Below are 26,542 nucleotides of genomic sequence, written 5' to 3'. Positions count from 1 at the left end.
GCCTACTCGTACCGCAGCGCCTCGATGGGATCCAGGCGCGCCGCTTTGCGCGCGGGGTAGAAGCCGAAGAAGATGCCGACCGCGGCGGAGAACACCGCCGCCACCGCGATGGCGACCGGCGAGATCAGCACCGGCCATCCCACCACCTGCGTGATGAGCACCGACATCGCGACGCCCAGCAGTATCCCGACCGCGCCGCCGATGAGGCTCAGCACGACCGCTTCGATGAGGAACTGGCGCTGCACGTCCGTTTCCGTGGCGCCGACGGCCATGCGGATGCCGATCTCGCGCGTCCGCTCGGTCACCGAGACCAGCATGATGTTCATGATGCCGATGCCGCCCACCAGCAGCGAGACGCTCGCGATCGAAGCGAGCAGCAGCGTGAGGACGCGTGTGGTGGATTCCTGCAGCTCGGCCATGTCGGCCATGTTGCGCACGAAGAAGTCGTCGTCCTGGCCGGGGCGGATGCGGTGGCGGTCGCGCAGCAACTCGGTGATCTGCTGTTGCGCCGAGTAGCTGGCCTGGCGCGAGACGGCCGAGACCATGATGAAGCGCAGCCACGTCTCGCCGGTGATCTTCTTCTGCAGTGTGGTGAGCGGGACGAAGATGATGTCGTCCTGGTCGTCGCCCATGCCGCCCGACTGGCCCTTCGGCTTGAGTACGCCCACGACCTTGAAGGGCAGGTTCTTGATGCGGACGGTCTGGCCGATGGGGTCGACGGCACCGAACAGGTTCTTGCGCACGGTCTCGCCGATGATCGCGACGTTCGCCGCCTGGGCCACGTCCTGCTGCGTGAAGATGGTGCCCTCGGCCGCCGGCCAGTTGCGGATGTCAAAATACTGCGGTTCAGTGCCGTTGATGCGGGTGAACCAATTGTCGTTCTCGAATACCACCTGCGACGAGGAGAAGGTGCCGGGCGCCGCGGCCGCGACCGTCGGGACCTCGCGCACGATGGCCTGCATGTCTTCGATCACCAGGGTCTTGGTGCCACCGAAGCCGACGCGCAGGCCGCCGCGGTTCACCGACCCGGAGCCGACGAAGAGCATGTTGGAGCCCATGGCCGCGATCTGGTCCTGCACCTGCTTCTGCGCGCCCTGCCCGAGGCCGACCATGGCGATGACGGCGCCCACGCCGATGATGATGCCGAGCATAGTGAGGCCGCTGCGCATCTTGTTGCGCGCCAGCGCGCGCATCGCGATACGGACGATCGACATTATCTCCATGTCAGTCCTCCAGCGCCGGCAGCGTGAGCAGCACTTCGGCGGCGCGCGGCGGGGTGGGATTCTGCTCGTCCTTCTTGATCTTGCCGTCGCGGAAAAAGATCTGCCGCTTGGCGTAGTGGGCGATGTCGTGCTCGTGCGTGACCAGCACGATGGTGAGGCCGCGGTCGTTGAGCTGCTGGAAGATCTGCATGATCTCGACCGAGGTGCGGCTGTCGAGGTTGCCGGTGGGCTCGTCGGCCAGCAGGATGGAGGGCGCGTTGACGAGAGCGCGCGCGATGGCGACGCGCTGTTGCTGGCCGCCCGAGAGCTGCGACGGGAAGTGGTCTTCGCGGTCGGCGAGCCCGACCAGCGTCAGCGCCGCGCGGGCGCGATCGATGCGCTCCTGCTTCGAGACCTGCGCGTACAGCGTGGGCAGCTCGACGTTCTCGAGCGCCGTGGTGCGCGACAGCAGGTTGAATCCCTGGAAAACGAAGCCGAGCTTGCGGTTGCGGATGGCGGCCAGCTCCGGCTTGGAGAGGTCGGCGACGTTGACGCCGTCGAGGTGATAGCTGCCCGAGCTCGGCTTGTCGAGGCAGCCGAGGATGTTCATGAAGGTGGACTTGCCGCCGCCGGAGGCGCCCATGATGGCGACGAATTCGCCCGCGCGGATGTCGACGCTCACCCCGCGTAGCGCGTGCACGCGCGTCTCGCCCAGCTCGTAGTACTTGTGGACGTCGCGGATGCGGATGAGCGCGCCGGAGGCCGAGTCCACGGCCGTCAGGCTGCCGGGTTGGGAGATGGTGGCCACGCTACCGCCGCTGCGGCCCACCCACGCCCGGCATGCGCGCCTGGCCGCCCCGCGCCGAAGTAGAGCCGGTGATGACCTCGTCGCCTTCCTTCAGTTCGCCCTTGAACACTTCGACCACCGCGGTGACGGTGCGGTCGGTGATACCGGTGCGCAGCTTGATGGGCTCGAGCGTGCCGTCCTTGTGCAGCTTCCAGACAACGGCGCGCTCGGAGCTGATATCGGTCATGCTGTCGCCGCCGTGCGTGGCGGCCTGGTCCGCGGCAGTGGTGCCGCCTCCGGGCGTTTCGCCCGCCGCGGCGTCTTGCCGGGCGCGCCGATTGCCTGCCCCTGCGCCGCCGGTGCCCGCGCGCCGCCCGCCGCCACCTCCCGCGGCGTCGCTACCGCCACCGCCGCGCGCCATCTCTTCCATGCCGTACTTCTTGTAGAGCGCGCGGATCTCCTCGGGCTTCATGTCGGGCTTGAACCGCAGCGCGCCGTTCGGGACCTTGAGCACGTCCCTGGCGTGCGCGACGGGGATGGAGACGTACGCCGTCATGCCCGGGAAGAGCTTCATCTCCGGATTGTCGAACTCGACGATGGTGTCGTAGGTGACGACGTTCTGCACGGTGGTGGGATTCATGCGGACCTGCACCACGCGTCCACGAAAGGTCTGGTTGGGAAAGGCGTCGACCTTGAAGCTGACGGGCTGTCCGGCCTTGATCATGCCGACGTCGCTCTCGTCGGTCTTGGAGTAGACCTGCATCTTGGTCAGGTCCTGCGCGATGGTGAAGAGGGTGGGCGCCTGCAATGAGGCGGCGACGGTCTGGCCGACGTCGACGCTACGCGCCACCACCACGCCGTCCACCGGGGCGGTGATGATGGTGTGGCGGAGATTCGTCTCGGAGACCTGGAGCGCCGCGGCCTTCTGCGAGACCTGGGCCTGGGCCTGCGCGACGGCGGATTGGTCGGCGCTTACCTGCGCCGCGCCCGATTCCGCCGCGGCGCGCGCCACGTCGAGCTGCTGCTGGCTCAGCACGCCTTCCTGCACCAGGGCCTGCGTGCGCCGGTACTCGGCGGCCGATTGCGCCGCGGTCGCCTTGCTCTTCTCCAGGTTCGCCCGGGCGGCGGCCAGGTTCGCGCGCGCGTTCTCCAGGTCGGCGCGCGCCTGGAGCACGTTCCCCTGGAAGATGGCCGGGTCGATCTCGGCGATCACCTGGCCCTTCTTCACGCGCGAGTTGAAGTCGGCGTTGAGCTTGTAGATGGTGCCGGAGACCTGCGAGCCGACTTGGACCGTAGTGACGGCGTTGATGGTGCCGGTCGCTTCCACCACCTGGCGCACGTCGCCCTTCTCGACCCTGCTGGTGAAGTACTGCACGTCGTTGCGGCTCCGCAGCGAGAAGGCCGCCAGGATGACGATGGCCACGCCGATCGCGATGAGGATGTATAGAGTGCGCTTTGAGAGCTTCACGCCTTGCTGTCCTTCCGACGGATGAATGCGCTGTGGGCCCGGTGGGAGCGACATGCTATGAGGAAACAGCTGAGTCTACCAGCACGGCGAGCGCGCCCGATAGGACCGCAGACACCAGTCCCATCCTGCTTAGACCCGTGCCCCAGGGAAAAGACTCGGTGGGCAGCTAGGAATCCTGCAGGGTGCAGATCTCGCGGTCGGTGTGGCGGAGCCGCATGGCGAGCGCCCGCGCCAGGCTTTCGAGCAGGTCGGCGGCCAGCTTCTTGTGCTCGCCGGCGAGCTGGTCGAAGCGCTCGCGCGACAGGACGTAGACCTCGGTGTGGCTGACGGCGACGGCGTCGGCGGAGCGCGGCTCCTGGTCGAGGAAGGCCATCTCGCCGAAGAAATCGCCGCGCCGGAAGGTCGCCAGGTGGTGCGGGCTGCGGCCGCTGAGTGGGAGCATGATGCGGACCATCCCGCGGCGGATGAGGAACAGCTCATCGCCCTTCTGGCCGAGGGTGAAGATGGTCTCGCCCGCCTTGTAGGTGCGCGAATCCATGCAGCCGGCGAGCGCGGCGATGGTCTCTTCCTTGCGTTTCTTGAGCAGCGCGATCTCGTGCAGGTCGAGCGGCGACTCGTCGCCGCGCCCGAGCGCGCGCTCCTCGAGCAGGATGTCGTCTTCCACCCACTCCAGGGCCTCGTCGCGGTGGCCGAAGGTCATGACACGGCGGCCCTCGCGGGCGAGACCCACGTGGCCGAAGTAGCTTTCCATGTCCTGCCCGGTGGGGACGTTGAGCGGCAGATGGCTGAGGATGAGGTACCCGTTGCGCTCGCGCAGGATGTGCTCGATGTTCTCGAGCATGTGCGCGGCGGTGAAGTCCACCGATTGCACGCGGCGCATGTCGAGGATGAAGTACTTGCGGCGCTCGTTCTTCAGCTCGGGCTCGAGCGCGGTGTAAAGCTGGTCGGCGGTGCCGAAGAACAGGCTGCCCTGCAGCTCGAAGATGACGGTGCGGTCGCCGCGCTGCTCCAGGATGGCGGACTCTTCCGGCAGGCGCACCTGCTTGGAGAACATCTCGTTGCCGAAGAGCTTGCGCCGGACGACGTGCCCGCCGATCTGCGCGCGCATGAACAGCAGGACGGCGAGGCCGAGGCCGACCGCGGACGCGGGGATCAGGCCCACCGTCTCGGCGACCACCACGACCGCCAGGATGACGAGGAAGTCGAGGATGGTGGAGCGCGAGCGCAGCAGGCGCAGGCTGCTGCGATCGAACATGCGCACCCCGACGACGATCAGGATGCCGGCCAAGGCGGCGATCGGGACCCAGGCGATCATCGGACCGAGCAGCAGCAGCGCGACCACCGCAAGCGCGCCCTCGAGCACGCCGGAGCGCCGCGTCTGCCCGCCGCTGGAAAGGTTGATGAGCGTGGCGCCCATCTGGCCGGCGCCGGGGATGCCGCCGACGACCGTCGAAGCCACGTTCCCCAGACCCTGCCCGACGAGCTCGCGATTGGAGTCGTGGCGGCTGCGCGTCAGCGTATCGAGGACCAGGCAGGTCTTCAGAGTATCGATGGAGAGCAGAACGGCGAGCGTGAGCGCGGGAACGAGCAGCAGCGTGAGCTGCTCGATGCTCATCCCGCCGACCGCGCGCCAGCGCAGCGCGATGGAGTCGAAGAAGCCAGCTTCCGACGCGCCCAGCGACCCGATGACCAGCTTGTTGCCGGCGAGGGTGAGCAGCGAGCGGTTTGCCAGCGCTACGCCGAAATACGTCGCGACCCCGGCGGCGAGCGCCAGGATGGCCGCGGGGATCGCCTTGGTGAGCTTGGGCGCGAGCACCATCACGACCATCGTCACCACGCCGACCGCGATGCTCTGCCAGCGCCAGGCGTGCGGGTGCCCGACCGCGTCCCAGAAGCGGGTAGCGCTGGTGACGCCGAGGAACTTCGGGATCTGGCTGATGATGATGATGAGCCCGACGCCGGTCAGATATCCGCTGACCACCGGGTAGGGCATGTACTTGATGAGCGTGCCGAGCCGGATGAGGCCGAAGACGACTTGGAACAGGCCGCAGAGCAGCGCGACCGCGGCGAGCATCAGGACGATCTGCGCGGGCGGCGTCCCCTTCGCCACCAGTTCGATGGTGAGCGCGGAAAGCACGGCGGCCGCGGGCGCGCACGGCGCGCTGATGAGGCGCTTCGTGCCGCCGAGCGCCGCTGCCACGATGCCGAGTGCCGCGGTCCCGAGGATGCCGGCGAGCGCGCCTTGCGCGGCGTAGCTGCCGCCCAAGGGACCGAAGATGGTCACGCCGAAGGCGATGGCCGAGGGCAGCGCGACCAGCATGGCCGCAAAGCCGCCCCAGAAGTCGCCGGCGAGGGTCGCTGCAGACTTACGGCTGACGGTTACGGCCGGGCTCGGGTTCGGAGTGCTCAGAACAGGTGTAGCCAAGCGGTCGCTCGCTCCCGCGGCATCATACCCCGGGTCTTAGCCGGCGGACGAATCCGGCCGAAGACGACCTTCGCCGGGCCCTCCCACTTTTACCGGAAACGTGGCCGGCCGGTCGCGCGACTCGGCAAGCTGCTTGAAGACCATCGAGGTCTGATGGAAGAGTCGCCCCAGGCGGCGGCGCAACAAGGGCGCCAGCAAAGGCACCAGCATGCCGTGAAACGTCTCCTCTTGGATGAGCCGGATCGTACCCGCCTCCTCCGGGCTAAGGATGAAGCGATGATCGCCGCAGAAGAGTGCGGGAACAAGGAGAGTCCCCATCCAGCGCAGCCGGAGCGGCGGCTCGACCTCGAAAAAGATGACGTGGACGGGAAGGCACGGTCCGAACGGGAACAGCGGCACCCAGAGGACAGCGGGCTCGCCGGGGAGGGCGTGGCCGCGGACCCGCCGGATGGAAGGATTCCACCGCGGGTAGTTCTCGAAGTCCAGGATGAGATCCCAGATACGCTGGGCCGGGGCGCGAATCAACACCTCAGTGCGGACGATCAACTGTGGCATGTTCCCTTTCGAGGTCTTCGAGGAGTGAACTGCTCATGTTGACGAGGCGCTCGTTGAGATGGCGGATGCGCTCCGACATCTTCTCCAGCAGGCGGAAGGCGAGCGAGGGGTCCTGGTGCACCTGGCGCAGGAAGCTGGACTTGTCGAGCGTGAGCACCTGGGCGTCGCCCAGGGCACGGACGCTGGCGACGCGGACGTCGCGTTCCACCAGCGCCATCTCGCCGAAGAACTCGCCCGCGCCCAGCACGGCAAGGCAGTACTCGCGGCCGCCGTCCCGGCGCACGACCTCGACCTCGCCCGACTGCAACACGTACATGCAGTCGCCGGTCTCACCCTGGCGGATGATGTATTCGCCGTCGCGGTAGAGCTTACCGAGCATGGCTGGCATGAGTCCTCCAATCGGTGGACCGTTCGAAACCGGCCGCCGCGATCTCCCACAGGAAGCGCAGCAGGAAGCGGGGGTGCAGCGTCCGCAGCACGACCTCGCGGTAGGGCGCACTCCCGGTAAAGGTGTCCCAGAGCACGATGCTCATGCGGCGTTCCGCTCCGCTGACGCCCTGCTCACGCGACACCATGCGCCAGAGGCCGCGCCGCAGCAGACGATTGTGCTGGATGACGCGCGTCACCACGAAGACCAGGCGGCCGAGCCAGTTGTCATGGGCGATGGAGTTGCACGTGGGCTCGAAATGCTGCTGGAAATCGCGCGCCCCGACGCCGTGGAAGATGGCCGTCTTGGCGGCTGCCTTGGCGGTGCGATAGGCGGCGCCGAGGCCATCCTTATAGAGACGCGTGGTGCCGCAGTCGCCCACGAAGACCAGGCGGTCGGCGTAAGGGATCAGCGCCGGCCCGGTGCTGATGCGCGGCGAGCAGTGGCAGAGGTCCACCGGCGGCTCCCATCCCGGCGGCATGCATGCGCGCACTTCGGGCAGCTCGAGGAACTCGCGGATGATCGCTTTGTCGATGTCGTGACCGAGCACGCACAGCGTGGCGAATTCGCCTTTCGGGATGATAGCGGCGAACTCCAGCCGCGGCAGGTGCGGAAGGAACACGTGCATCGCCGAGCCGAGTGTCGCCTGCACGGTCTCCCGTCCCAGCAGAAACTCGCAGATGTAGGTCTTGGTGCTCGGCGGCTCGCGATAGGGCAGGCCGAGCGACTGCACCAGCTTGGCGCTCGGCCCATTGACGCCGGTGGCGATGGCGACCAGGTCGTAGGTCGCGGAAGCGCCTCCCTGCGCCCGCACCAGCGGCTTCCCCTCCGCCCGATTCACGCTCTCAACGCGCTGGCGGAGGTGGCGCGCGCCGTGCGACTGCGCCAGCGCCAGGAGGAAGGCGTCGAACCCGCAAGGGTTGGGCGACGCGATGCCGCGCGGCCCCGCGCCGCGATGCACCGCCGCGATCCGTTTCTCGTGCAGCGGGGTCTCGATGCGCACGCTGCCTACGTCCAGGTGGAGCGCGTAGCAGTCGATGCCGCGCTCGACCACGGTCTCGGGCAGCGTGATGCCCTCGGTCGCAAGATGTTGCACCAGCGTCTCGGAGATCACGCCACCACACATGTTGCAGCCGGCGGGACCACTGACGTGGAAGTCGCGCGGTTCATAGATATCGACTGTGAGTCCGAGGCCCACTCGGGTCGCGGTCTGCAGCAGGAAGTAACTGAAGAACGAACCGGCCGGGCCGCCGCCGATCACGGCCACTCGCGATCCATTCTCCAGCCGAGGCGTATCGGGTGCTGGTGCGGAGCCGTCGGGAAACATGAACCCTCCCTTACGTCCGCATGCTGCGCGAGCGTCGTGCGGCATCGTGGGGCCCGGCGCGACGGAAGTCTGTGACCGCTATCACACTGCGAGACGAGAAGGCGCTTGGGGTCAGGTGCTTTCGATGACGCGGCGAATGCACGCGAACGCCCAGTCGATCTCGGTGCGGGTGATGACCAGCGGCGGCGCGATGCGGATGACGCGGTCGTGCGTCTCCTTGCACAGCACGCCCTGGTCCTTCAGGCGCTCGCAGTAGGGCCGCGCCGCGCTGTTCATCTCCAGGCCGATCCACAGGCCGATGCCGCGGACTTCCTTGAGGTCGGGACTGCGCAGCGTGCGCAGCCGCTCGAGGAAGTAAGCGCCCAGCTCCGCGGAGCGTTCGACCATCCTTTCTTCGACAAGCACGCGCAGCGCGGCGCGCGCGACGGCGCAGCCAAGCGGATTGCCGCCGAACGTGGAGCCGTGGTCGCCGGGATGGAAGACGCCGAGGATCTCCTTCGACGCCAGCACGGCCGACACGGGATAGAATCCGCCGGCAAGCGCCTTGCCGACGATGAGCAGGTCGGGCCGGATGCCCTCGTGCATGTAGGCGAAGAGCTTGCCGGTGCGGCCGAGGCCCGACTGGATCTCGTCGCACATCAGCAGCACGTTGTTTTCGCGGCAGAGGCGCGCCGCTTCCGCGAGAAAGCCGCGCGGCGGGATCAGGATGCCTGCCTCGCCCTGGATGGGCTCCACCAGGAACGCGCAGGTGTTCGGCGTGATGGCGGCGCGCAAAGCTTCGGCGTCACCGAACGGAATGACTCTGAAGCCGGGCGTGAATGGGCCGAAACCGTCGCGATACTGCTCGTCGGTCGAGAAGCTCACGATGGTCGTGGTGCGCCCGTGGAAGTTGTTCGCGCAGACGATGATCTCCGCCTGGCCGTCGGGGATGCCCTTCCCCTTGTATCCCCACTTGCGCGCGGCCTTGACCGCCGTTTCCACGGCTTCGGCGCCGGTGTTCATGGGCAGCGCCATGTCGAAACCGGTCAGCCGGTGCAGGTCTTCGTAGAGCAGGCCGAGCTGGTCGTTGCGGAAGGCGCGCGAGGTGAGCGTGACCTTGTGCGCCTGCTCGAGCATCGCCTCGAGGATGCGTGGATGGCAGTGCCCTTGGTTCACCGCGGAGTAGGCGGCGAGACAGTCGAGGTAGCGCTTGCCGTCGACGTCGTAGACCCAGACGCCCTCGGCGCGCGCTAGCACCACGTCGAGCGGCTTGTAGTTATGGGCGCCATAGCGATCTTCCAGGTCTATCAACTCGGCGGCTTGCAGGTGTTGTTCGAGGAGGGTCGTCATGATTCCTAATCCTTATCCAGAAGCATCGTTAGCAGCGCCATGCGCACGAACAGTCCATTGGCAGCCTGGCGGAAGTAGAACGCGCGCGGATCGCGGTCGACGGTCTTATCCAATTCTACCGTTCGGGGCAGGGGGTGCAGGATCATGGCCTCGCGCTTCATGCGGGAGAGCAGCCCGGAGTGCAGCGCGAAGCGCAGCAGGCCGCCGCGGTCGATGACGCGCTCCGGCCGGATGCGCGTCTGGTACACCACATCGACCTCGCCTACCACGCGCGGCAGGTCCTCGGTGAGCTCGTACCAGACATTGTGCCGCTCGAGGTATTGCAGGATGTCGTCACGCATCTGCATCTCGGGCGGCGCGACGAAGTAGAGCTTCACGCGGTCGAACTTCGCCAGCAGGTAGGCGAGCGAGCGGGCCGTGCGCCCCTTGTCGAGCTCGCCGATGAGCGCGACGCTCAGGCCGTGAAGCGGCCGCTCGCGGTAGATGGTGTAGAGGTCGAGCAGCGCCTGCGTGGGATGCTGGCCGCCCTGGCCGTCGCCGGCGTTGATGACGGGCACGGGCGAGACCTCGGAGGCGCGCTTGGCGCCGCCTTCCTCGTGGTGGCGGATCACGATGACGTCCGAATAATTGCCGATGATGCGGATGGAGTCCTCGACCTGCTCGCCGTCCATCTCCGAGGAGAAGCTGCGCGCGTGCTCGCTTGAGAGCACGCGGCCACCGAGCCGGTGCATCGCGGCTTCGAAGGAGAAGCGCGTGCGCGTGGAAGGCTCGTAGAACAGCGTCGCGAGGATGCGGTTCTGGTAATCCTGCGTGCCACCGCGCGCGACCAGGCGCTCCATGCCGGCCGAGCGGTGGAACAGCTCCATCAGCAGCGGCACGGTGAACTGCTGCGACTCGATGACGTGCTCCAGGCGGACGCGCGCCGCCGCCGGGGGGTTCAGCGTGGCTGTGCTCATGGCTCTGCTCCTGCGCTGATGAGTTCGCGGTGAACGACGTCGCGCACGCTGCCTTCCGGCTGGATGTGCGTGCCGGCGCGACCCGCCACGGCCTCCACCAGGTGCTCGTAGGACGTGATGATGACCTCGTGCCCGCCGGCCTTGAGGAAGCGCAGCGCCGACTCCACCTTCGGTCCCATGTTGCCGGGCGGGAAGTGGCCGTCGCGGTAGTGCCCCTCCATCTCGGCGACGGTGGCGCGCCGCAGCGGCTGCTGCGCCGGCTTCTTGTAGTCGAGGTACACGTAGTCGGTGTCGGTAGAGATGATGAACAGGTTCACCCCCAGCGCGGAGGCGAGCAGCGCCGAGGCGCGGTCCTTGTCGATGACGGCTTCGATGCCCGCGACGCCACCGTTGGAGCGCACCACCGGGATGCCGCCGCCGCCGCAGGCCACGACGAGCACGCCGCGCTCGACCAGATCGCGGATGACCTCGAGTTCCACGATCTCGACTGGCTCGGGCGAGGGCACGACGCGACGGTAGCCGCGGGCGGCGTCTTCCACGATCTGCCAGTCGAACTCGCGGCGGCGCGCTTCGGCGTCGGCGCGCGAGTAGAACGGCCCGATGGGCTTGGTCGGGTGGGACATGGCCGGGTCGTCGCGCGAGACCAGCGTCTGCGTCACGAGACTGACCACGGGTATCTGCTGGCCCACGGCGGCCAGCTCATGTCGTAGGGCCTGCGCCAGCACGTACCCGATCTCGCCCTGGGTGGCGGCGCCGCAGACGTCGAGCGTCTGCCCTGGGACCTGGTCGCAGGCGCGCTCGGAGCGCAAGAGCTGCGCGCCGACTTGCGGGCCATTGCCATGCGTGACCACCAGGCGCCAGCCATCGGCGACCAGGCCGGCGATGGCGCCGGCGGTGCGCCGCGCGTTGGCGACCTGCTCCGCGACCGTGCCCTTCTCACCCGCGCGGATGAGCGAGTTGCCGCCGACGGCGATGAGCGCGGTCTTCACTCAGCGCACCAGCTCTCCCGCGAACATGCGGCGGCGCGTGGTCTCGTGCGCCGCCACCGGCACGTCGCGCAGCAGGGTGAGCAGGATGGCCTTCTGCGCGTGCAGCCGGTTCTCCGCCTGCTGGAAGACGGCCGACTGCTCGCTGTCGATGACCTCGGCGGTCACCTCGTCGCCCCGGTGCGCGGGCAGGCAGTGCATGAAGATGGCTTCCCCCTTGGCGCGCCGCATGAGCTCGGCGTTGACCTGGTAGGGCAGGAACTGGGGACGCCTCTGCTCGGCCTCCGCCTCCTGCCCCATGCTGGTCCACACGTCGGTGTAGATGACGTCGGCATCCTTCGCCGCCCACTCCGGATTGTGCGTGAGCGTGATGTTGCCGCCGGTCTGCTCGGCGCGATGCAGCGCCCAGTCGACCGCGCCGGAATCGGGCTCGAAGGCGCGCGGCGTCGCGATCCAGACGTCCACCCCGAGCTGCGCGCCGGCGAACATGAGCGAGTGCGCGACGTTGTTGCCGTCGCCCACGTACGCGACCTTCAGCCCGGCGAGGTGCCCCTTCAGCTCGAACATGGTCAGGTAGTCAGCCATCGCCTGGCACGGGTGGCTGAAGTCCGAGAGCCCGTTGATGACCGGGATGCTCGCGAACTCCGCCAGCTTCTCCACGGTCTCGTGCGCGAAGGTGCGGATCATGACGCACTGCACCATGCGCTCCAGGTTCTTGGCCACGTCGTAGACCGTCTCGCGGCGGCCGAGGTTGATCTCGGCCGGCGAGAGGTAGACGGAGAAGCCGCCCAGCTGCTGGATGCCGACGTCGAACGAGACGCGCGTCCGCAGCGACGGCTTCTCGAAGATCATCGCCAGCGTCTTGCCGCTCAGGGTGTGCGCATAGGCCGACGGGTCGGCCTTGATGCAGCACGCCAGGTCGAGCAGCGCGTGGATCTCCTCAGAGGAATGGTCGCGGATGGAGACGAAATCCTTGTTCATGCGTAGTCGGCCTCCGACACCGACTGGTACCGCGCCGCGAAGTCGGCCAGAGCGTCGCGGAAGTTGAGGCCCAGGCGCGGCTCGACCTCGTAGGTCACGCGCAGCGCCGGCTTCTCGATGTGGATCACGCTCGCCAGGTCGATGGGCGTGGCGACCAGCACCAGGTCGCACGGGACGCGGTTGATGGTGGCTTCCAGTTCCGCGCGCTGCATCGGGCTGTACCCCATCGCCGGCAGCAGGTTCTGCAGGTGCGGGAACTTCTCGAAGGTGCGGCGGATGGAGCCTTCCGCGAACGGCCGCGGGTCCACGATCTCGGCCGCGCCGTAGAGCCTGGCCGCGACCACGCCGGCGCCGTAGGGCATCTCGCCGTGGGTGAGCGTCGGCCCGTCTTCCACCACCAACACGCGCTTCCCTTTCGCCAGCTCGGGGTCCGGCACGCTGACGTGGCAGGCCGTCTCGATCACCCGGGCCTTCGGGTTGTAGCGGTGGATGTTGTTGCGGACGGTCTCCAGATCGGGCAGCTTCGCGGTGTCGACCTTGTTGATCACAATCACCTGCGCGCGCAGCAGGTTCACCGAGCCCGGATAGTAGGTGAGCTCATGGCCGGCACGGTGCGGGTCCACGACGACCATCTCGAGGTCGGGCTGGTAGAAGGGCGTGTCGTTGTTGCCGCCGTCCCAGAGGATGACGTCGGCTTCCTTCTCGGCCTGGCGCAGGATGGCAGCGTAGTCCACGCCCGCGTACACCGTGGTGCCCTTCATGATGTGCGGCTCGTACTCTTCGCGCTCCTCGATGGTGCACTTGTTCTTTTCCAGGTCGGCGAGGGTGGCGAAGCGCTGCACCGCCTGCTCGGCGAGGTCGCCGTACGGCATGGGGTGGCGGATCACGACCGGCCGGAAACCGAGCTCGCGCAGCTCGGCGGCGACGGCGCGCGACACCGGGCTCTTGCCGCAGCCCGTCCGCACCGCGCACACCGAGACCACCGGCAGCGACGACTTGATCATGGTCTCTTCCGCGCTCAGCAGCCAGAAGTCGGCGCCTGCGGCGACCGCGCGCGCGGCCAGCAGCATCACCGCCTGGTTCGAGACGTCGCTGTAGGAGAAGACGACAGCGTCCACCCGCTCGTCGCGGATGATCTGCTCCATCTCGCTCTCGTCGCGGATCGCGATGCCCTGGGGGTAACGCTCGCCCGCCAGCTCCGGCGGGTAGGTGCGGCCGGCGATGTCGGGGATCTGCGTGGCGGTGAAGGCGACCACCTGGAACGCGGGGTCGTTGCGGAAGACGACGTTGAAGTTATGGAAGTCGCGGCCGGCTGCGCCGAGGATCAGTATCCGTTTCATGGCTATGAGGGCTCCGGGAGCAAGGATTGCCAACCGGATATCGTCGTCCCGGACGGGGGCCATTTCGGTGAGGCAGGTCACAGGCGGGGGTGAGGGGTGACGCGTGGCGCACATTCCCGCTAAGCGCTTGCAGGCGTGCGGGTTGGACTAGTCGCCGGTGGTCGCCTGGGCGGCCAGGCCGCTTTCCAGGTACTCGTAGATGGCAGGGTTGGTGCAGACCTCGAAGTACGGCCGGTCGGTCCAGTGCTTGAGCGAGAAGTCGCGGGCGTCGATGTGCGGCGTGCGCGCTTCGCGCACCACGATGCGCTGGAACGAGCCCGAGGGCAGCGGCACCAGCCCGCTGTAGAGCCGCACGATCTCCTCGCCGTAGAGCATGGGCAGCTTCAGCTCGTGCGGCTGGAGCGAGATCTCCTTCTTCAGCTTCTCGAAGGCGGACTGGTTGATGTTGACGCCGCCGATGTTGTAGCGCACGAGGAACTCTTCCGGCATGCCGCCGGTGTCTTCGTCGTCGACGCTCTGGAACGAATAGACGTTGAAGAGCGTGTCGCCCGCGGTCATGAACTTGCGCGCGCCCTTGGTGCAGGACGAGAGCCGGTCGCTCTCGTTGAGGGCCTTGGAGATCATGATGCGCGTGGAGCCGTCCATCAGGTACATGGGGGGCGAATCCTGGAAGCAGACGCCGATGCCGAGCTCGAGCGCCGGCAGGCCGGCGGCCAGCGACTTCTGGTTGTAGGCGTGGACGACTTCGACGATCTCCTTGGCCAGCACGCAGGCGCGGCCGACGCCGAAGCCGGGCTCGCCCTCGCGCTCGAACAGCGCCAGGATGACGGCATCGCCCTCGATGAACACCTTGGTCGCGCCGTGCTGCGCGACGAGCCGGTTCACCGGGTCGTAGAAGTTCAGGCTGAAATACGAAGCCGGGTTCTGCCCGCGCTCATAGAGCGTGCGGGTGAGGGTAGTGGAGTCGCGCACGTCGGCCTTGATGACGACGTGGTGGATCACCTTCTCCTCGGTCGGCTTCTGCTCGTCGGGCAGCAGGAAGTCGTAGAGCGTGTTGTTGATGGCCGAGAGCTCGCGCAGCTTGTCGTTGAGGATGACGTTGACGGCGTCCATCGCCGCCACCAGGCACTCCAGCCGGCGCAGGTCGCGGTGGTAGCGGATGAAATCGACCAGGAAGCGCCCCGCCATCTTGGCGCGGTCGTTGCCCTTGCAGGCCTCCACCTTCTTCACCGCGGCGTTCAGGTTGTCGGGCGAGATCTTGCCGTGCTCTTCCAGCAGCGTCTCCACACGCTTGCGCTCGGTGCGCGAGATGAGCGCGTTCTTGAGCTGCTGCGCGTTGATGGGCGGAGAGTACTGCCCCAGCAGCGGCACCGCTTCGTACGACGCGATGACGTGCTGCATCACGTTCTTCGACTCCAGCGCCTCGACCCAGAAGCCGACCAGCGCCTTCTGCGCCCTGCCCTTGTCGTCGGCCTCGTTCGGCGTCCCGCCCGCCATCAGTTCCTGCGCGTTCTCGGGCGAGTTCAGCACGGCGTCGAGCGTGTGCTCGCCCTCGCTCAGGTCCTTGATTAGGTCGAGCGACTTCAGGAACTCGATGGCGATCTCCTGCATCGTCTGGAAGCGGTCGGGATCGCGCTCGTAGTTGCCGAGCATGACGTAGTGCTCGGCGTTGAGGTAGTCGTCGCGCCCGTCTTCGGTGAAGATCAGCCGGTTGGTGAACAGGTCATAGCTGGCAGCCGCCGCCTCGCCGAACAGCGAACGGCGCATGCGCGCAAGCGTCTCTTTCTCGATCTCGCGCAGCGTCGCGAACATCTCCTGGCCCACGCGCCGCAGCACCGCTTTCTTCCCCACCTGGAAGCGCCAGAAGCGCTCGCGCATCTCCACGTGCTTGGGCGTGGTGTGGCGCAGGCCCTCGATGCTCTTCAGCTTGGCGCGGCACCGCTCCAGCACCTGGGTGTACTGCTGCAGGATCTCGTTGCGCAGGAACTTCACGCACGCCAGCCGCGCCAGCAGGTCGACCGAGACGTTCTCCTCCGACTTCGCCCGGTTCAGCGCCGCGATGTGCAGGTCGGCCAGCAGGCGCTTGAAGTCGCCGGCGTCGGGGGGCTTGGGGGGCGCTTTGGGGGCTCCGCCCGGCGTCCCGATCATCTTGTTGCTGGGGCGCGGCGCCTGCGGGGCGGCGAGCGGGTCTTCCGCCACCATGTCCTCGACCTGCCCGTGCTTGGCGACCAGCTTGCCGATGTGGAAGCGCGCCACCTCGCACATCTTCGGGCTCAGCCACACGTCGTGCCGGATGTTGTCGACCCCGAGCTGCAGGTCGCTCAACGTGAGCGCCGGCGTGTAGGTGGAGAGGCTCATCCGCCGCGCGTGGTCGGCGGGATTCCCGCGTTGGAGGAATGAAAATGCCACCCTGGGCTGCTCGCTCCTTGGCTAGTCCCCCGTGGAGTCCCGGCGCCCTAACACCGATGGTGCCCGCCAACCTCGCCTAGACCACGTCCACACGAACGGAACCGTGACGCCAAGGATGAGGGTCCGCGACGCATTCCACGCCTTACTTCGAGGGGAACTGCCTTGAATGTGGCCCGCAGCGTATCACGAGACCCGCTGATTCCCAAGGTTACGGAGGTTACCTTTTGGGAATAGGGGCGGGCATGATCCAGCGTGGCGGGCGGCGGGTCGCGGCGAGCGGCGAGCCGCGGCTCGACTGCGCCGCACGCCGCCAGCCGCGAGCGGCGGGCCTACTCGGGTGTGCCCTTGGCCGAGTTCTGTCGCGCCCGCTCGAACTCGTCACCCTTCTTCCACTCGACCTGGCCGGGCTGCTGCGCCGCCTTCCACCCCAGCACGAAGCCGAACTTCGCCAGCACCGCGTTGGCGGTGAAGTCGAACTCCTCGCGGAACTCGTCCGACGGCTTGTGGTAGTCCTTGGCGGTGTAGTCGTCGTACATCTTGTTGCCCCACTCTTCGCTCTTGCCGCGGTACTTGCGCCCAGCGCCCACCGAGAACGCCGGCACGCCGACGCGCGCCATGGAGAAGTGGTCCGAGCGGTAGTAGTGCCCGGCTTCCGGAGCGGCGTCGGGCATGATCTTCAGGCGGAACGCCTTCGCGGTCTGCTCGACCACCGGCGCGAACGAGGTGCGGTCGTAGCCGACCACCTCGAGCTGCTCGGGGTAGCCGTAGGGCTTCACGTCGTCGTAGTTCAGGTCGAGCTGGATGCTTTTCGCCGGCAGCGGCGGATGCTTGCCGAGGTACTCCGAGCCGAGCAGGCCCTGCTCCTCCGCCGTCACGGCGGCGAAGTAGATGGAGCGCTTCGGCCGGGGCGTGGCCTGCGACCAGGCGCGCGCCAGCTCCAGCACCATGGCGCAGCCGGTGGCGTTGTCGAGCGCGCCGTTGTAGATGTTGTCGCCCGGCTCGTTGGCGTGGACGCCGAAGTGGTCGTAGTGCGCGGTGTAGAAGATGGCCTGGTCCTTGAGCTTCGCGTCGGAACCCGGCAGCATCGCGACCACGTTGTTGGAAACGAACGACCGTACCTGGCTCACGATGTGCGCCTTGAGCGAGAGCGGCAGCGCGATGGGCCGAAAGTCGCGCTGCCTGGCGGCGGCCAGCAGCTGGTCGAGGTCATGCCCGGCGGCCGCCAGCGCCTTGCGCGCCACCTCCAGCTGGATCCACGACGCCGCCTTCAGCTTGGGCTCGCCCGGCTGGATGTGCAGGTACGACTTCTCGCCCGACCACGAGTTCTTGACCACGTCCCAGCCGTAGCTGGCCATCTCGGTCTTGTGGATGAGCAGCACGCCGACCGCGCCCTTGCGCGCCGCCTGCTCGTACTTGTAGGTCCAGCGGCCGTAGTAGGTGAGCGCTCGCCCGGTGAAGAACTTCGGGTCGTCGGACGGCGGCTCGTTGACGAACAGCATCAGCACCTTGCCCTTCACGTCGACATCCTTGAAGTCGTTCCACTGGTACTCGGGCGCGTCGATGCCGTAGCCGGCGAAGACGATGGGCGCGTCCACCTCGGCCACTTCGGTCTGGGTGAGGTTGGTGGTGATGTAGTCCGCGCCGAAGGTCAGCTCCATCGCCCCGCCAGCCTGCGGGACGATCGTGAACGTCGACTGCTTCGGGTCGGTCGTGACGCCGACCATCGGCACCTTCTGGAAGTACGTGCCGTTGTCGCCCGCGGGCTTCAGGCCGTAGAGCTCGAACTCGGCTGCCAGGTACCGCGCCGCCACGTCGCCGCCGCGCTGGCCGGTGCCGCGACCTTCCAGCAGGTCGTCGGAGAGGAACTTCACCTGGGCCTTGATGCGCTCAGCGTCGATGGAATGCATCGCCGCGGGGACGCCTGGGATGCCGGGCCCGGCGGCCTTCGTCTTTGCGGCTTTCGCGGATTGCGCCGCCGCCAACGTGGAAAGAAGGATGATCACTGCGACCAGCTTGCGCATGTCAGCTCCCCTGGTGCGTAAGAAACATTCCATTGTACTGGGTAGCAATAAGCAGTAAGCGATAAGCAATAAGCCTGCTGCACTGGCTTATCGCTTATCGCTGATTGCTGGTCGCTGATTGCTGGGCGTCGCCAACGGCGACGCTAGTTCTTCGACCCTCAACCGGCCTTGAAGTCGGGCACGTCCTCGCCGGGCTTGAATACCGGCTGCGGCGCCTTGCCCGCCAGCGCCGCCATCTTCGCATTGAGCTCCTCGATGTCCTTCTTGTACCAGCCCACGCTGGTCAGCTCGATGGCGCCGCCGCCGTCCGGCGAGATAAGGAAGACGGTCGGCACGTTGGTCAGGCCATAGGCGTTGGACACGGGATAGCGGCTGGTGTCGTCGAGCGCCACCGCAAAGGTGATGCCGTACTCCTTCAGGAACCCGGCGGTGTCGGCCTTCGAGTCCTGCGAGACGCCGACCATCTGCACCTTGCCGCCCGCGTTGGCGCGATGCAGCCGCTCGAGGTACGGGAACGTCATCTGGCAGATCGGGCAGCTGATCTTGAAGAACGCCAGCGCGACCGGGCCGTGCTTCAGCGCCTCGCCGAGGTCGAAGGTCTCCCCTGTCATCGTGGGCAGATTGACTGCGGGCGCCTTGGTTCCGGCTTCGAGCGTGGGCATCGGGCGATTCTCCGGTAGAGACGGCCTTCTGGCCGTCTCCGGGACGCCCAAAAGGGCGTGTCTACCATAGATTCTAGAGCATGCCCGCGCGTTTCAGGATCTTGCGCGTGAGACCGGTGAGCGGCAGCTCCGACAACCGCGAGATCTCCACCCACCTCCCTGCGCGCGACGGCTCTTCGAAGACGACGACCGTGTAGTCGGTGACGGTGATCGCATGCCGCAAGCGCATCAGTGCTGGTGCGCCATTTGCCGTGCAGGCCGGCAGCTCCCACATCCCCGGCATCAGGCTCGCGTTCGCATTCCGCTGGACCAGCCGCACCGAACCGTTGCGCCGCGCCAGCGCGTAGGCGACCTCTTGCTTGCGGCGCGGCCGGCTCGCGGCGCGCGGCAGCTCGCCGCGCGTCGCGCACGCCGCGGCGACGGGACAACGCCCGCACAGTGGCTTGTCCGGCAGGCAGACGGTCGCGCCCAGTTCCATCATCGCCTGGTTGAAATCTCCCGCGCGGCGCGGCGCGAGCAGCTCCTGCGCGCGCAGCCAGGTCTCGGCCGGCGGCAGTGCCCGGCCGGCCAGGCGCGCCAGCACGCGCTCCACGTTGCCGTCCACCACGGCGACCGGCTCGCCGAACGCAATGCTGGCAATCGCCGCCGCGGTGTACCGTCCCACGCCGGGGAGCCCGCGCAATCCTTTCGCGCTGCGCGGCATGTTCGCACCGTGCTCCCGCGCGACCACCTGCGCGGCGCGGTGCAGCAGGCGCGCGCGCCGGTAGTAGCCCAGCCCGCTCCACGCCGCCAGCACGTCGCGCTCGTTCGCGGCGGCCAGCGCGCGCAGCGTCGGAAAGCGCCGCAGGAAGTCGCGATAGTGGCCCAGCACCGCAGCGACGCGCGTCTGCTGCAGCATGACCTCCGACAGCCAGACGCGGTACGGGTCGCGCGTCCCGCGCCACGGCAGCGCGCGCGCGTGGCGGTCGTACCAGCGCAGCAGCCGGCGGCGGAAGTCAGCGAGGGCGAGCGGCACGCCGCGATTGTAGCCGGAAAAGAAAACGTCCGCCGCGGCGGACGCGGCGGACGCCTGTGAAAAGGTCCACCGCTACTGCGGATTCGCCTCCGCCGCGGGCTGTGCCGCCGCGGGCTTGGCTTCGGAGCCCTCCGCAGCGCTTGCCGGTTGTTCCTTGCCAGCCGCGGCAATGGCTTTCTCCAGCTCCTGACGCTGCCGCTGGATCAACTCCAGGTACTCGCGCTTGCCATCGATCGACGACTGGACGCTCGCGCTCTGCTCGCTGGTGCTCGGTTCCGCAAGCCTGGCCTCGAGCTCGCCGAGCTCTTGCTGCAGCTCCGCCTCTTTTTGCTTCAGCGCTTCCAGGTCCGCGGCAGCATTCGGGCCGAGAGCCGGTGTCTGGCTGGCCGCGGGCTGTTCGTCCGCCGGCTTTTCGCCGTCCTTGGCCGAGGCCTCGCCCGCGGGGGAGGCTTCCGACGCATCGGTCACCGAAGGTTCGAAGTCCGCGGGTCGCGAAGCGACCAGCTCATCCTCCGTGATGACGTGCTTCGCCTTCTTCTCGGGCGCAGGTTGTGTCTGCCCCCAAAGCAGGCTGCCAGCCAGCAGCAGGATCGCGGTGCCCAGCAATGACTTCATCACTCCTCCTTGCTCTCCAGACCAGCCTCAGTAGAACGACTCACGGAACGCCAACAGTGTGAAGTAGGCGTTCGAGATGCTGACGATGGACGAATCCAGGTCGTAGTGGAACTTGGCGCCGCCGCTCACGTCGATCGACTTGCCCAGGATGGCGCCGTAGAAATCACCGTTACCCGAGAGTGTGATCGCCGCATTCGGAGCATTCACCTGCATGAAGGTGGCTGCGCCGCCGTTGAGAGCGATCTTCGCCGTGCCCCCGTACATCACCTGGAAATCCTTGGGCACGCAGCCGGCGCACGTAAGGCTGCCGCCACCCATATCAAAGACCTTCGCCGGGCTGCTGATGCCGGTGCCGGCAAAGTTGAACACCACCGCGCCCGGAGGGCTGACGACGATGTTCGAGTTGCCGACGAACGTGAGGCTGTTCCAGTTGTAAGTCCCCGGAGCGAGGGTCAGGGTGGAACCGCCGGAGACCGTCACGTTGCCATAGGTGCCCGGCGTCAGCGACGTGTTGCTGTTGTAGACCTTGTTGGTCGTAGGCGGCAGCGGCGAGGGCGGTGGTGGCGTGGGCACGATTGGCGCCGTCGCGATGTTGGCGATGCAGTTGGTCGGCGCACCGGCGCCGCACACGGCATTGGTCGGATTCCCCACGAGTGGGGTCTGGCTCGTGTTCAGGGCAGCTGTGCCACAGGCACCCACGCCGGCAGGCAAGACGCTGCCGACCGAGCCACCGATCGCCGTGCCGCTGCCGATCACGGTCACAGTGCTGACCGCGCCCACGTCGCCGCCCGTGTTGTACACGTTCGTGCCGCCATAGGGCCCGGCCGAGGAGTAGTACGCGTCGGTGGTCGAGCCACCGCCGACGACCAGCGGACTCGGGCAGGTGTTGCCGGTGGCGAACATCCCATACTGGAACGGTTGCGTCGGCTGCAGCCCGACCTCGGCCTGCACCATGCGGCGCGCGCCTGTGGTCGTCACCGCCAGCACCGTGACCAGGAAGACCGGGTTCATGCTCGGGATCGTGTCGTTGCACTGCGCCGTACCGGCGGGAAGCACCTGCTCGTTCGCGGCGTTGAAGCACACCCCTGTCGCCGCGCCGGCGACGCTGCTGACCGGATAGTTCTGCTGCGAGCCGTTGAGCTTCAGCGCCACGCGCGCCCACTTCCAGGGCAGCGCGGCCGAGGTGCCGTTCCACGGCGCCGTGCTGGTCGCCGTCTGATACCACAGATTGCCATTCGGCAGCGTGGTGCACCGCACCGAGTAGTCGATGCTGTTCTGCGCCTGCAATCCCGGCAGGTTGTAGCCGTCGTGGCAGAGCTCGTCGTCGTAGTACTGGTTGTTGATGTCCCACGGCCGCACCGAGCCCGCCTGGTTGCCTTCGTTGAGGATGTACAGGATGGCCTGGTTGTTGCCGGTCGGAATGAACGTCAGCGGGCCGCGCGCCATTCCCGGGTCGTAGTTCTTGATGGCGGTCGGGATGGAGCCCGGGGTGATGAGCGGCCACAGGCTGTTCGGGCTCGCCTTCATCATGCGGGCGCGGACCTCTTCCAGCCCGGCGCGAGCGGCGAAGTACGCCACCTGCTGCCGCCGGAAGTTCGCGTTGATGCTGGTCTCCATGTTGGTCATGTACATCATGCCCAGCCCGATGGCCGAGAGCAGCAGCAGCGCCAGCAGCACCGTGATGAGCGCGATGCCGCGTTCCCCGTTGCGATGACCCGATGGATTGCGTTTCATTGCTTGCTCCTTATCCCCTACCTGCTAGTTCAGAACCGAGTTGATCTTGGCGCCTGAGACCAGCGTGATGAGCGGGTACTGCCCCGCGAACGTCGGCACGGTCGAGCGCACCTGCACCGTGATGTCGATGGACCGGATGTTGCCCAGGTCGTTGGGGTCGGTCACCGGAAGCCCCAGGACGTTGCCCGCCGAATCGCGCGCGGCAAAGATGTTGGTGTTCATCACGCCGGTCAATTCGGTGTAGTAGGTCGGCGCCGCCCCAGCCATCGCCAGCGCCTTGGGGATCACGCCGCGGCGCAACATGCAGGGCGTCGCCAGCGAGCAGGCGACCGCCGGGTTGCCGTTCGAGTCCACCAGTTGCAGGTAGACCTCGCTCACCTGGCCCGAGCCGTCGATGTCGCCCTCGAACTGCACCTCGGTCCCGCTCACGTACTCGATGCCGTTCTCCACCGGGAACATGGGGTGCCCGGCGCCGGCCAGCATGCCGTTGGCGATCTTGTCGGCCGTCGGCGGCGCGGCGGAGTCGAACAAGCGCCAGCCCGGGTAGCCGGCCTGGTGCAGGTCGAGCGAGATCTGGTCGAGGAACTGGCGCGCTTCCTGCGTCAGGTCCACGCGCGCGGTCTGGTCCATGTTGACCCGCTGCATGTCCACCAGTTCCTTCATCACGATCCCGATCACGACCGTCAGGATCACGATCACGATCATCATTTCCAGCAGCGAGAATCCGCGCTCGCGCTTGCGTTCCGTTCTCATGCTTCCTCCTACGGCCCACCGATGCCGCGCAGCGACACCGGAATGGTGAACGTGAGGCTCTCGTTCTGGTTGGGTTGCAGCTGGGTCGAGACCGTGATCAGCCGGGCCACCCCGGGCGTGACCGTCATGGAATTCCAGCGCACGTCGTAGCGCAGGTTGTTGCAGTCCACGTACTGCGCCTTGTAATTCGCCGGCACCGCCGCGTAGGTCTGCCCCAGGCGGTTGATGCTGCCGTAGGTGATGCTCGCCGGGTTGTTGTCGAGCAGCGCGCCGGCGCCGTTGGGCGCCGCCGCGTCCGCCACGCCCACGCTCCACACGTTCCCCGCGCAATCGGTCACGAACGTCGGGTTGGCGGAGTTGATGTGCTGCGACATCGCCGCTTCCAGGAACATCTTCGAGATCATCACCGAGCTGGTGTCGCGGATGTTGCGCGTGTTCGTCGCCGACGCGACGAAGAACAACTGCGCCAGCGCCCCCAGACCGACCGCCAGCACGAACATCGAGATCAGCAGTTCGACCAGCGTCATGCCGGCCTGCGGGTTGCGTGCCTTCCTGCGGAGCTTCATCATGAGTCGCCTCGCTTCCCTATGCCATCGCCCAGCCGCCGGTCGAGTACACCCAGCGCTGGATGCGGCCGGCCGGCGTCACCGTCACGGCCTGCCACGTGAGCTTGGTATTGTGTTGGTAGAAGACCCAGTACGCCACCGGCGCTCCCGGGTTCATCCAGTTGCTGCGCGAGTTGCAGATCGACCCGCCGACGATGCCGGCCGCGGCGCCCGCCGGCAGGCACGGAACACCCTCCGCGCTGAAGCTCACCGGACTCTGCGCGTTCATGCCGTCATACGGGTTCACCGCCGAACCGGGCAGGAAGAGATTGCGCAGCTGGCCCGTCATCGGCGCCGTGCCCACCGGGCGCGGCACGATCTCGCCCGGGAATCCCATCACCGGGTCGCACAGCCCCGTGCCGGCAGGCGGTGGGTTGTCACACGCCACCGCGGCGCCTCCGTTCCCCGATGTCCCATTCGCGTTCTGCGGGTACACGTCCACGTAGTACTGCACCGGGTTCGCCCCGATGTAATACACGGAGTAGAACCGCGCGTCGCGCACCGCGCGCATGCGCGCTTCCTGGATCATGCCCATCGCGTTGATCGCGGCCACGCGCAACCGGTAGTCGCGGATCACGTTGATGAAGTACGGGATCGCCATGCCCGCCACGACCAGGGCGATGGCGATCACCACCAGCAGCTCGATCAGTGTGAAGCCGCTTGCCCGCTTCTTCCTGCTTCTCATTGCATGACTCGCTTTCGCCGCCTGCTGCTTTGCGGTCGGTGCTGGTTCCAGGCCTGGGGGATGACTGCGTGCCTGCCGGGGGAGGAGTGGCAGCGATACTACTCCAAAAGCATCCTGAGTTCCACACCTGTATCGGCAAGGTAAATGCCTTAGGTGCATGGACTTGCGTGGATAAGGCCCGCGCGGAGGCAATGGCCCGGATGGGTAACCCGTAACTTTTTGTTACATCTTGGGAAGTTGTCGGAGTGATTCGGGAGGCAGTGCTTTACGGATTCGTCGCGGGGACATCGGCGTGCGCCACCGCGATCCATCCCCCCTTCACCTGCTGCCAGACCGTAAGCATGCGGAGCGGCGTGTTCGGAAGGGGCTGCCCCTTGTAGGTGCCGTGCATGACGATGGTGTAGGTCACCATCATGTCGCTGCCGTTGGGTTCGCTCTTCATCTCGCCGAGGGAGAAATCCTGCAGGTCGAGCTGGCGGAACAGCGCCATGGTCTCGGCGCGGTCGTGGCGGCCCTCGCTGTCGATGGCGACGAAGGTGGCGCCGAGGCGGCCTTCCACCTGCGGCCAGTTCTTGGCTTTCACCTCGTCCCAGAACAACTTCTCGTAGGCTTCTGGGCCGGTGGCCGTCTTCCAGGTCGGCGGCTGCTTCTCCTCCCAGCAGGAGGTGGTGAGCAGGCTGAGGCAGAGGACGACCGCCATCGACAAGACTCTCTTCATGGCGCGCGATTGTAAATCAGCCGGCGCCAACTGCTAACCACCAACTACTCGCCACCAAAAAGAAGGCTGCCCGCGTGGGCAGCCTGTACAGGGTTACACGAAGAAACTTAGTCGCCGGCGACCGGCTCCTCGACCTTCTCCTTCTTGGGAGCAGGCGCGATGAGGGTGTTGAGTGAGACGAACGCCTCGGGCTCCTTCTCGCCCAGGACGTGCTTGCGGTAGAGCTTCATCATCTCGGCGTTCTTGGGATCGATGCCGGCGGCCTTCGCGTCGCGGGCGCGGATCTTCTCCTCGCGCGCGGTCTTGGCGATCCCCAGGTCGTCGAGCGTGTGGTTGCGCTCGGCGTGCACGTGCTCCTCGTTCAGCTTGAGGGTGTGCGCGGCCGAATCCATGCCGACCTTCTTGCCGCCGGCGAAGATCTCGTGCCGCCCGTTCTCCTCGTACCACTTGGTGAGGGTGGCGGTCATGTGCATCTTCTCGATGATATTCCGCCAGCCCACGCCGGTGTTGTAGGCGCAGAAGCTGATCTCGCCCTCCTGCGTCGCGTACGGGATGATGCACTGCTCGGTGCGCCGGAAGTCGTAGTTCCACAGGTCCTGGAACCACATCCCGGCGATGAACAGGAAGTTCCAGCGGTCCTGGCGGCGGCGCTCGATATCCTCGAGCGTCCGCTCACCCTTGACCGAGCCGTACTTCTTGTCGGCGTTCTTGGTCGCGCCGAAGGTCTTGTCGAACTTCCGCATCAGGTCGATCAGCTTGAAGTGCCTGGGCGACTTGAACGGGTCGTAGTTGCGCATGAGCGCGAGCGCCATGCCCACGACCGAGAGGAAGCGGCCGCGGCCGGCATCGTTGACCTTCGCGATGTCCTTGGCCAGCTGGTCGCCATACAGGAACTCGGTGACCGGCTTGGCTTCCTTGGTCTCCTTGTCGATCATGATGGCCATGCCGACGCCGCAGTTCGGGTGGCAGCCGCAGGAGAGCTGTCCCCAGTCCGCGCTCGGCCCGTGGATCAGGTCGGCCCAGTCGCTGAAGGTGGACATGAAGGAGATGGGGAACCAGTCGCGCGCCGGCTCGCCCAGGCCGGTCTGCTTCTTCACGTCGTGCGCCAGGTGCGAGAGCGTGTAGCGCTGCGCCTGCCGGCGCTCGTCGGTGATCTCCTCGTCGCGGCCGGTGAACGAGACCGGCTGGAACGACAGGAAGCTGATCTTGCGCGGGTTATCGAGGGCGAACTGGATGATGCGCCCCACCTGCTCGTTGTTGATGCCGTTGACGATGGTGGTGACCGGGACGATGTCGACGCCGGAGGCCCACAGGTTCTCGATGGCGCGCAGCTTCACGTCGAACAGGTTGCCGACCGCGCGGTGCGAATTCGCGGCGTTGCCGATGCCGTCGAACTGCAGGTAGGCGATACGCATCCCCGCCTTCGCGGCCGCGTGCGCGAACGCCGGATCCTGCGCGAAGCGGATGCCGTTGGTCGCCGCCTGCACGCTGAAGTAGCCGACCTGCCGCGCGTAGGCCACCGCCTCGAGGAAGTGCGGCGAG

At 67.1% G+C, this 26,542-nt stretch carries 23 protein-coding genes; all 23 read right to left on the bottom strand.

Annotated features, from left to right (window positions below):
- Positions 1–2: 2 nt before the first annotated feature.
- Positions 3–1,214, bottom strand: coding sequence for an ABC transporter permease (locus tag VLA96_07415; GenBank protein HSE49017.1), 1,212 nt, complete (start codon positions 1,212–1,214; stop codon positions 3–5).
- A gap of 10 nt (positions 1,215–1,224) precedes the next feature.
- Complete coding sequence (locus VLA96_07410) at positions 1,225–2,010, bottom strand: ABC transporter ATP-binding protein (GenBank protein ID HSE49016.1); 786 nt, start codon at positions 2,008–2,010, stop codon at positions 1,225–1,227.
- 1 nt (position 2,011) lies between these two features.
- Positions 2,012–3,457 carry an efflux RND transporter periplasmic adaptor subunit gene (locus tag VLA96_07405; GenBank protein HSE49015.1) on the bottom strand — a complete coding sequence of 482 codons (1,446 nt, stop codon included), beginning with the start codon at positions 3,455–3,457 and terminating at the stop codon, positions 2,012–2,014.
- Positions 3,458–3,623: 166 nt separating this feature from the next.
- Positions 3,624–5,882 carry a SulP family inorganic anion transporter gene (locus VLA96_07400; GenBank protein ID HSE49014.1) on the bottom strand — a complete coding sequence of 753 codons (2,259 nt, stop codon included), beginning with the start codon at positions 5,880–5,882 and terminating at the stop codon, positions 3,624–3,626.
- Between the two features lie 36 nt (positions 5,883–5,918).
- Entirely contained in the window at positions 5,919–6,437 is a 519-nt protein-coding gene (locus VLA96_07395; GenBank protein ID HSE49013.1) for an SRPBCC domain-containing protein, read from the bottom strand.
- The gene (locus VLA96_07390; GenBank protein HSE49012.1) at positions 6,412–6,825 is read right to left on the bottom strand and encodes a cyclic nucleotide-binding domain-containing protein; all 414 of its coding nucleotides are present in this window, start codon (positions 6,823–6,825) and stop codon (positions 6,412–6,414) included. Before VLA96_07390 ends, VLA96_07395 begins: the two co-directional genes overlap by 26 nt.
- The gene (locus VLA96_07385; protein ID HSE49011.1) at positions 6,806–8,131 is read right to left on the bottom strand and encodes a hypothetical protein; all 1,326 of its coding nucleotides are present in this window, start codon (positions 8,129–8,131) and stop codon (positions 6,806–6,808) included. The genes VLA96_07390 and VLA96_07385 overlap by 20 nt, the downstream gene beginning before the upstream one ends.
- Positions 8,132–8,302: 171 nt before the next feature.
- Entirely contained in the window at positions 8,303–9,520 is a 1,218-nt protein-coding gene (rocD, locus tag VLA96_07380) for an ornithine--oxo-acid transaminase (GenBank protein HSE49010.1), read from the bottom strand.
- Positions 9,521–9,525: 5 nt separating this feature from the next.
- Positions 9,526–10,476: an aspartate carbamoyltransferase gene (pyrB, locus tag VLA96_07375; GenBank protein ID HSE49009.1), complete on the bottom strand. Its 951-nt coding sequence runs from the start codon at positions 10,474–10,476 to the stop codon at positions 9,526–9,528.
- Positions 10,473–11,465, bottom strand: a complete 993-nt coding sequence (arcC, locus tag VLA96_07370) for a carbamate kinase (GenBank protein ID HSE49008.1) — start codon at positions 11,463–11,465, stop codon at positions 10,473–10,475. Before arcC ends, pyrB begins: the two co-directional genes overlap by 4 nt.
- Positions 11,466–12,443, bottom strand: a complete 978-nt coding sequence (argF, locus tag VLA96_07365; GenBank protein HSE49007.1) for an ornithine carbamoyltransferase — start codon at positions 12,441–12,443, stop codon at positions 11,466–11,468.
- On the bottom strand, positions 12,440–13,783 hold the full coding sequence (locus tag VLA96_07360) for a cyclic 2,3-diphosphoglycerate synthase (protein HSE49006.1): 1,344 nt from the start codon (positions 13,781–13,783) through the stop codon (positions 12,440–12,442). The genes argF and VLA96_07360 overlap by 4 nt, the downstream gene beginning before the upstream one ends.
- Positions 13,784–13,930: 147 nt before the next feature.
- A complete protein-coding gene (locus VLA96_07355; protein HSE49005.1) occupies positions 13,931–16,192 on the bottom strand; it encodes a hypothetical protein in 2,262 nt (753 codons plus the stop codon).
- A 329-nt stretch (positions 16,193–16,521) separates the two neighbouring features.
- Positions 16,522–18,213 (bottom strand): M28 family peptidase, encoded by a 1,692-nt coding sequence (locus tag VLA96_07350; GenBank protein HSE49004.1) that lies wholly within the window; start codon positions 18,211–18,213, stop codon positions 16,522–16,524.
- A 158-nt stretch (positions 18,214–18,371) separates the two neighbouring features.
- Positions 18,372–18,875: a TlpA disulfide reductase family protein gene (locus VLA96_07345; protein HSE49003.1), complete on the bottom strand. Its 504-nt coding sequence runs from the start codon at positions 18,873–18,875 to the stop codon at positions 18,372–18,374.
- A gap of 73 nt (positions 18,876–18,948) precedes the next feature.
- Positions 18,949–19,890 carry an A/G-specific adenine glycosylase gene (locus VLA96_07340; GenBank protein ID HSE49002.1) on the bottom strand — a complete coding sequence of 314 codons (942 nt, stop codon included), beginning with the start codon at positions 19,888–19,890 and terminating at the stop codon, positions 18,949–18,951.
- Between the two features lie 72 nt (positions 19,891–19,962).
- Positions 19,963–20,505, bottom strand: coding sequence for a hypothetical protein (locus VLA96_07335; protein ID HSE49001.1), 543 nt, complete (start codon positions 20,503–20,505; stop codon positions 19,963–19,965).
- A gap of 27 nt (positions 20,506–20,532) precedes the next feature.
- Entirely contained in the window at positions 20,533–22,239 is a 1,707-nt protein-coding gene (locus tag VLA96_07330; GenBank protein ID HSE49000.1) for a PilX N-terminal domain-containing pilus assembly protein, read from the bottom strand.
- Between the two features lie 24 nt (positions 22,240–22,263).
- Positions 22,264–22,992 (bottom strand): prepilin-type N-terminal cleavage/methylation domain-containing protein, encoded by a 729-nt coding sequence (locus VLA96_07325; GenBank protein ID HSE48999.1) that lies wholly within the window; start codon positions 22,990–22,992, stop codon positions 22,264–22,266.
- A gap of 8 nt (positions 22,993–23,000) precedes the next feature.
- On the bottom strand, positions 23,001–23,558 hold the full coding sequence (locus tag VLA96_07320) for a prepilin-type N-terminal cleavage/methylation domain-containing protein (GenBank protein HSE48998.1): 558 nt from the start codon (positions 23,556–23,558) through the stop codon (positions 23,001–23,003).
- Positions 23,559–23,577: 19 nt separating this feature from the next.
- Positions 23,578–24,282, bottom strand: coding sequence for a prepilin-type N-terminal cleavage/methylation domain-containing protein (locus tag VLA96_07315; protein HSE48997.1), 705 nt, complete (start codon positions 24,280–24,282; stop codon positions 23,578–23,580).
- A gap of 265 nt (positions 24,283–24,547) precedes the next feature.
- A complete protein-coding gene (locus VLA96_07310) occupies positions 24,548–25,000 on the bottom strand; it encodes a nuclear transport factor 2 family protein (protein ID HSE48996.1) in 453 nt (150 codons plus the stop codon).
- A 107-nt stretch (positions 25,001–25,107) separates the two neighbouring features.
- Positions 25,108–26,542 (bottom strand): hypothetical protein (locus VLA96_07305; GenBank protein ID HSE48995.1); only part of this gene is annotated, 1,435 nt, incomplete at its 5' end.

Source organism: Terriglobales bacterium (assembly GCA_035457425.1).
Lineage (GTDB): Bacteria > Acidobacteriota > Terriglobia > Terriglobales > Acidobacteriaceae > JACPNR01.
This window is presented reverse-complemented; position numbering and strand designations above follow the sequence as displayed.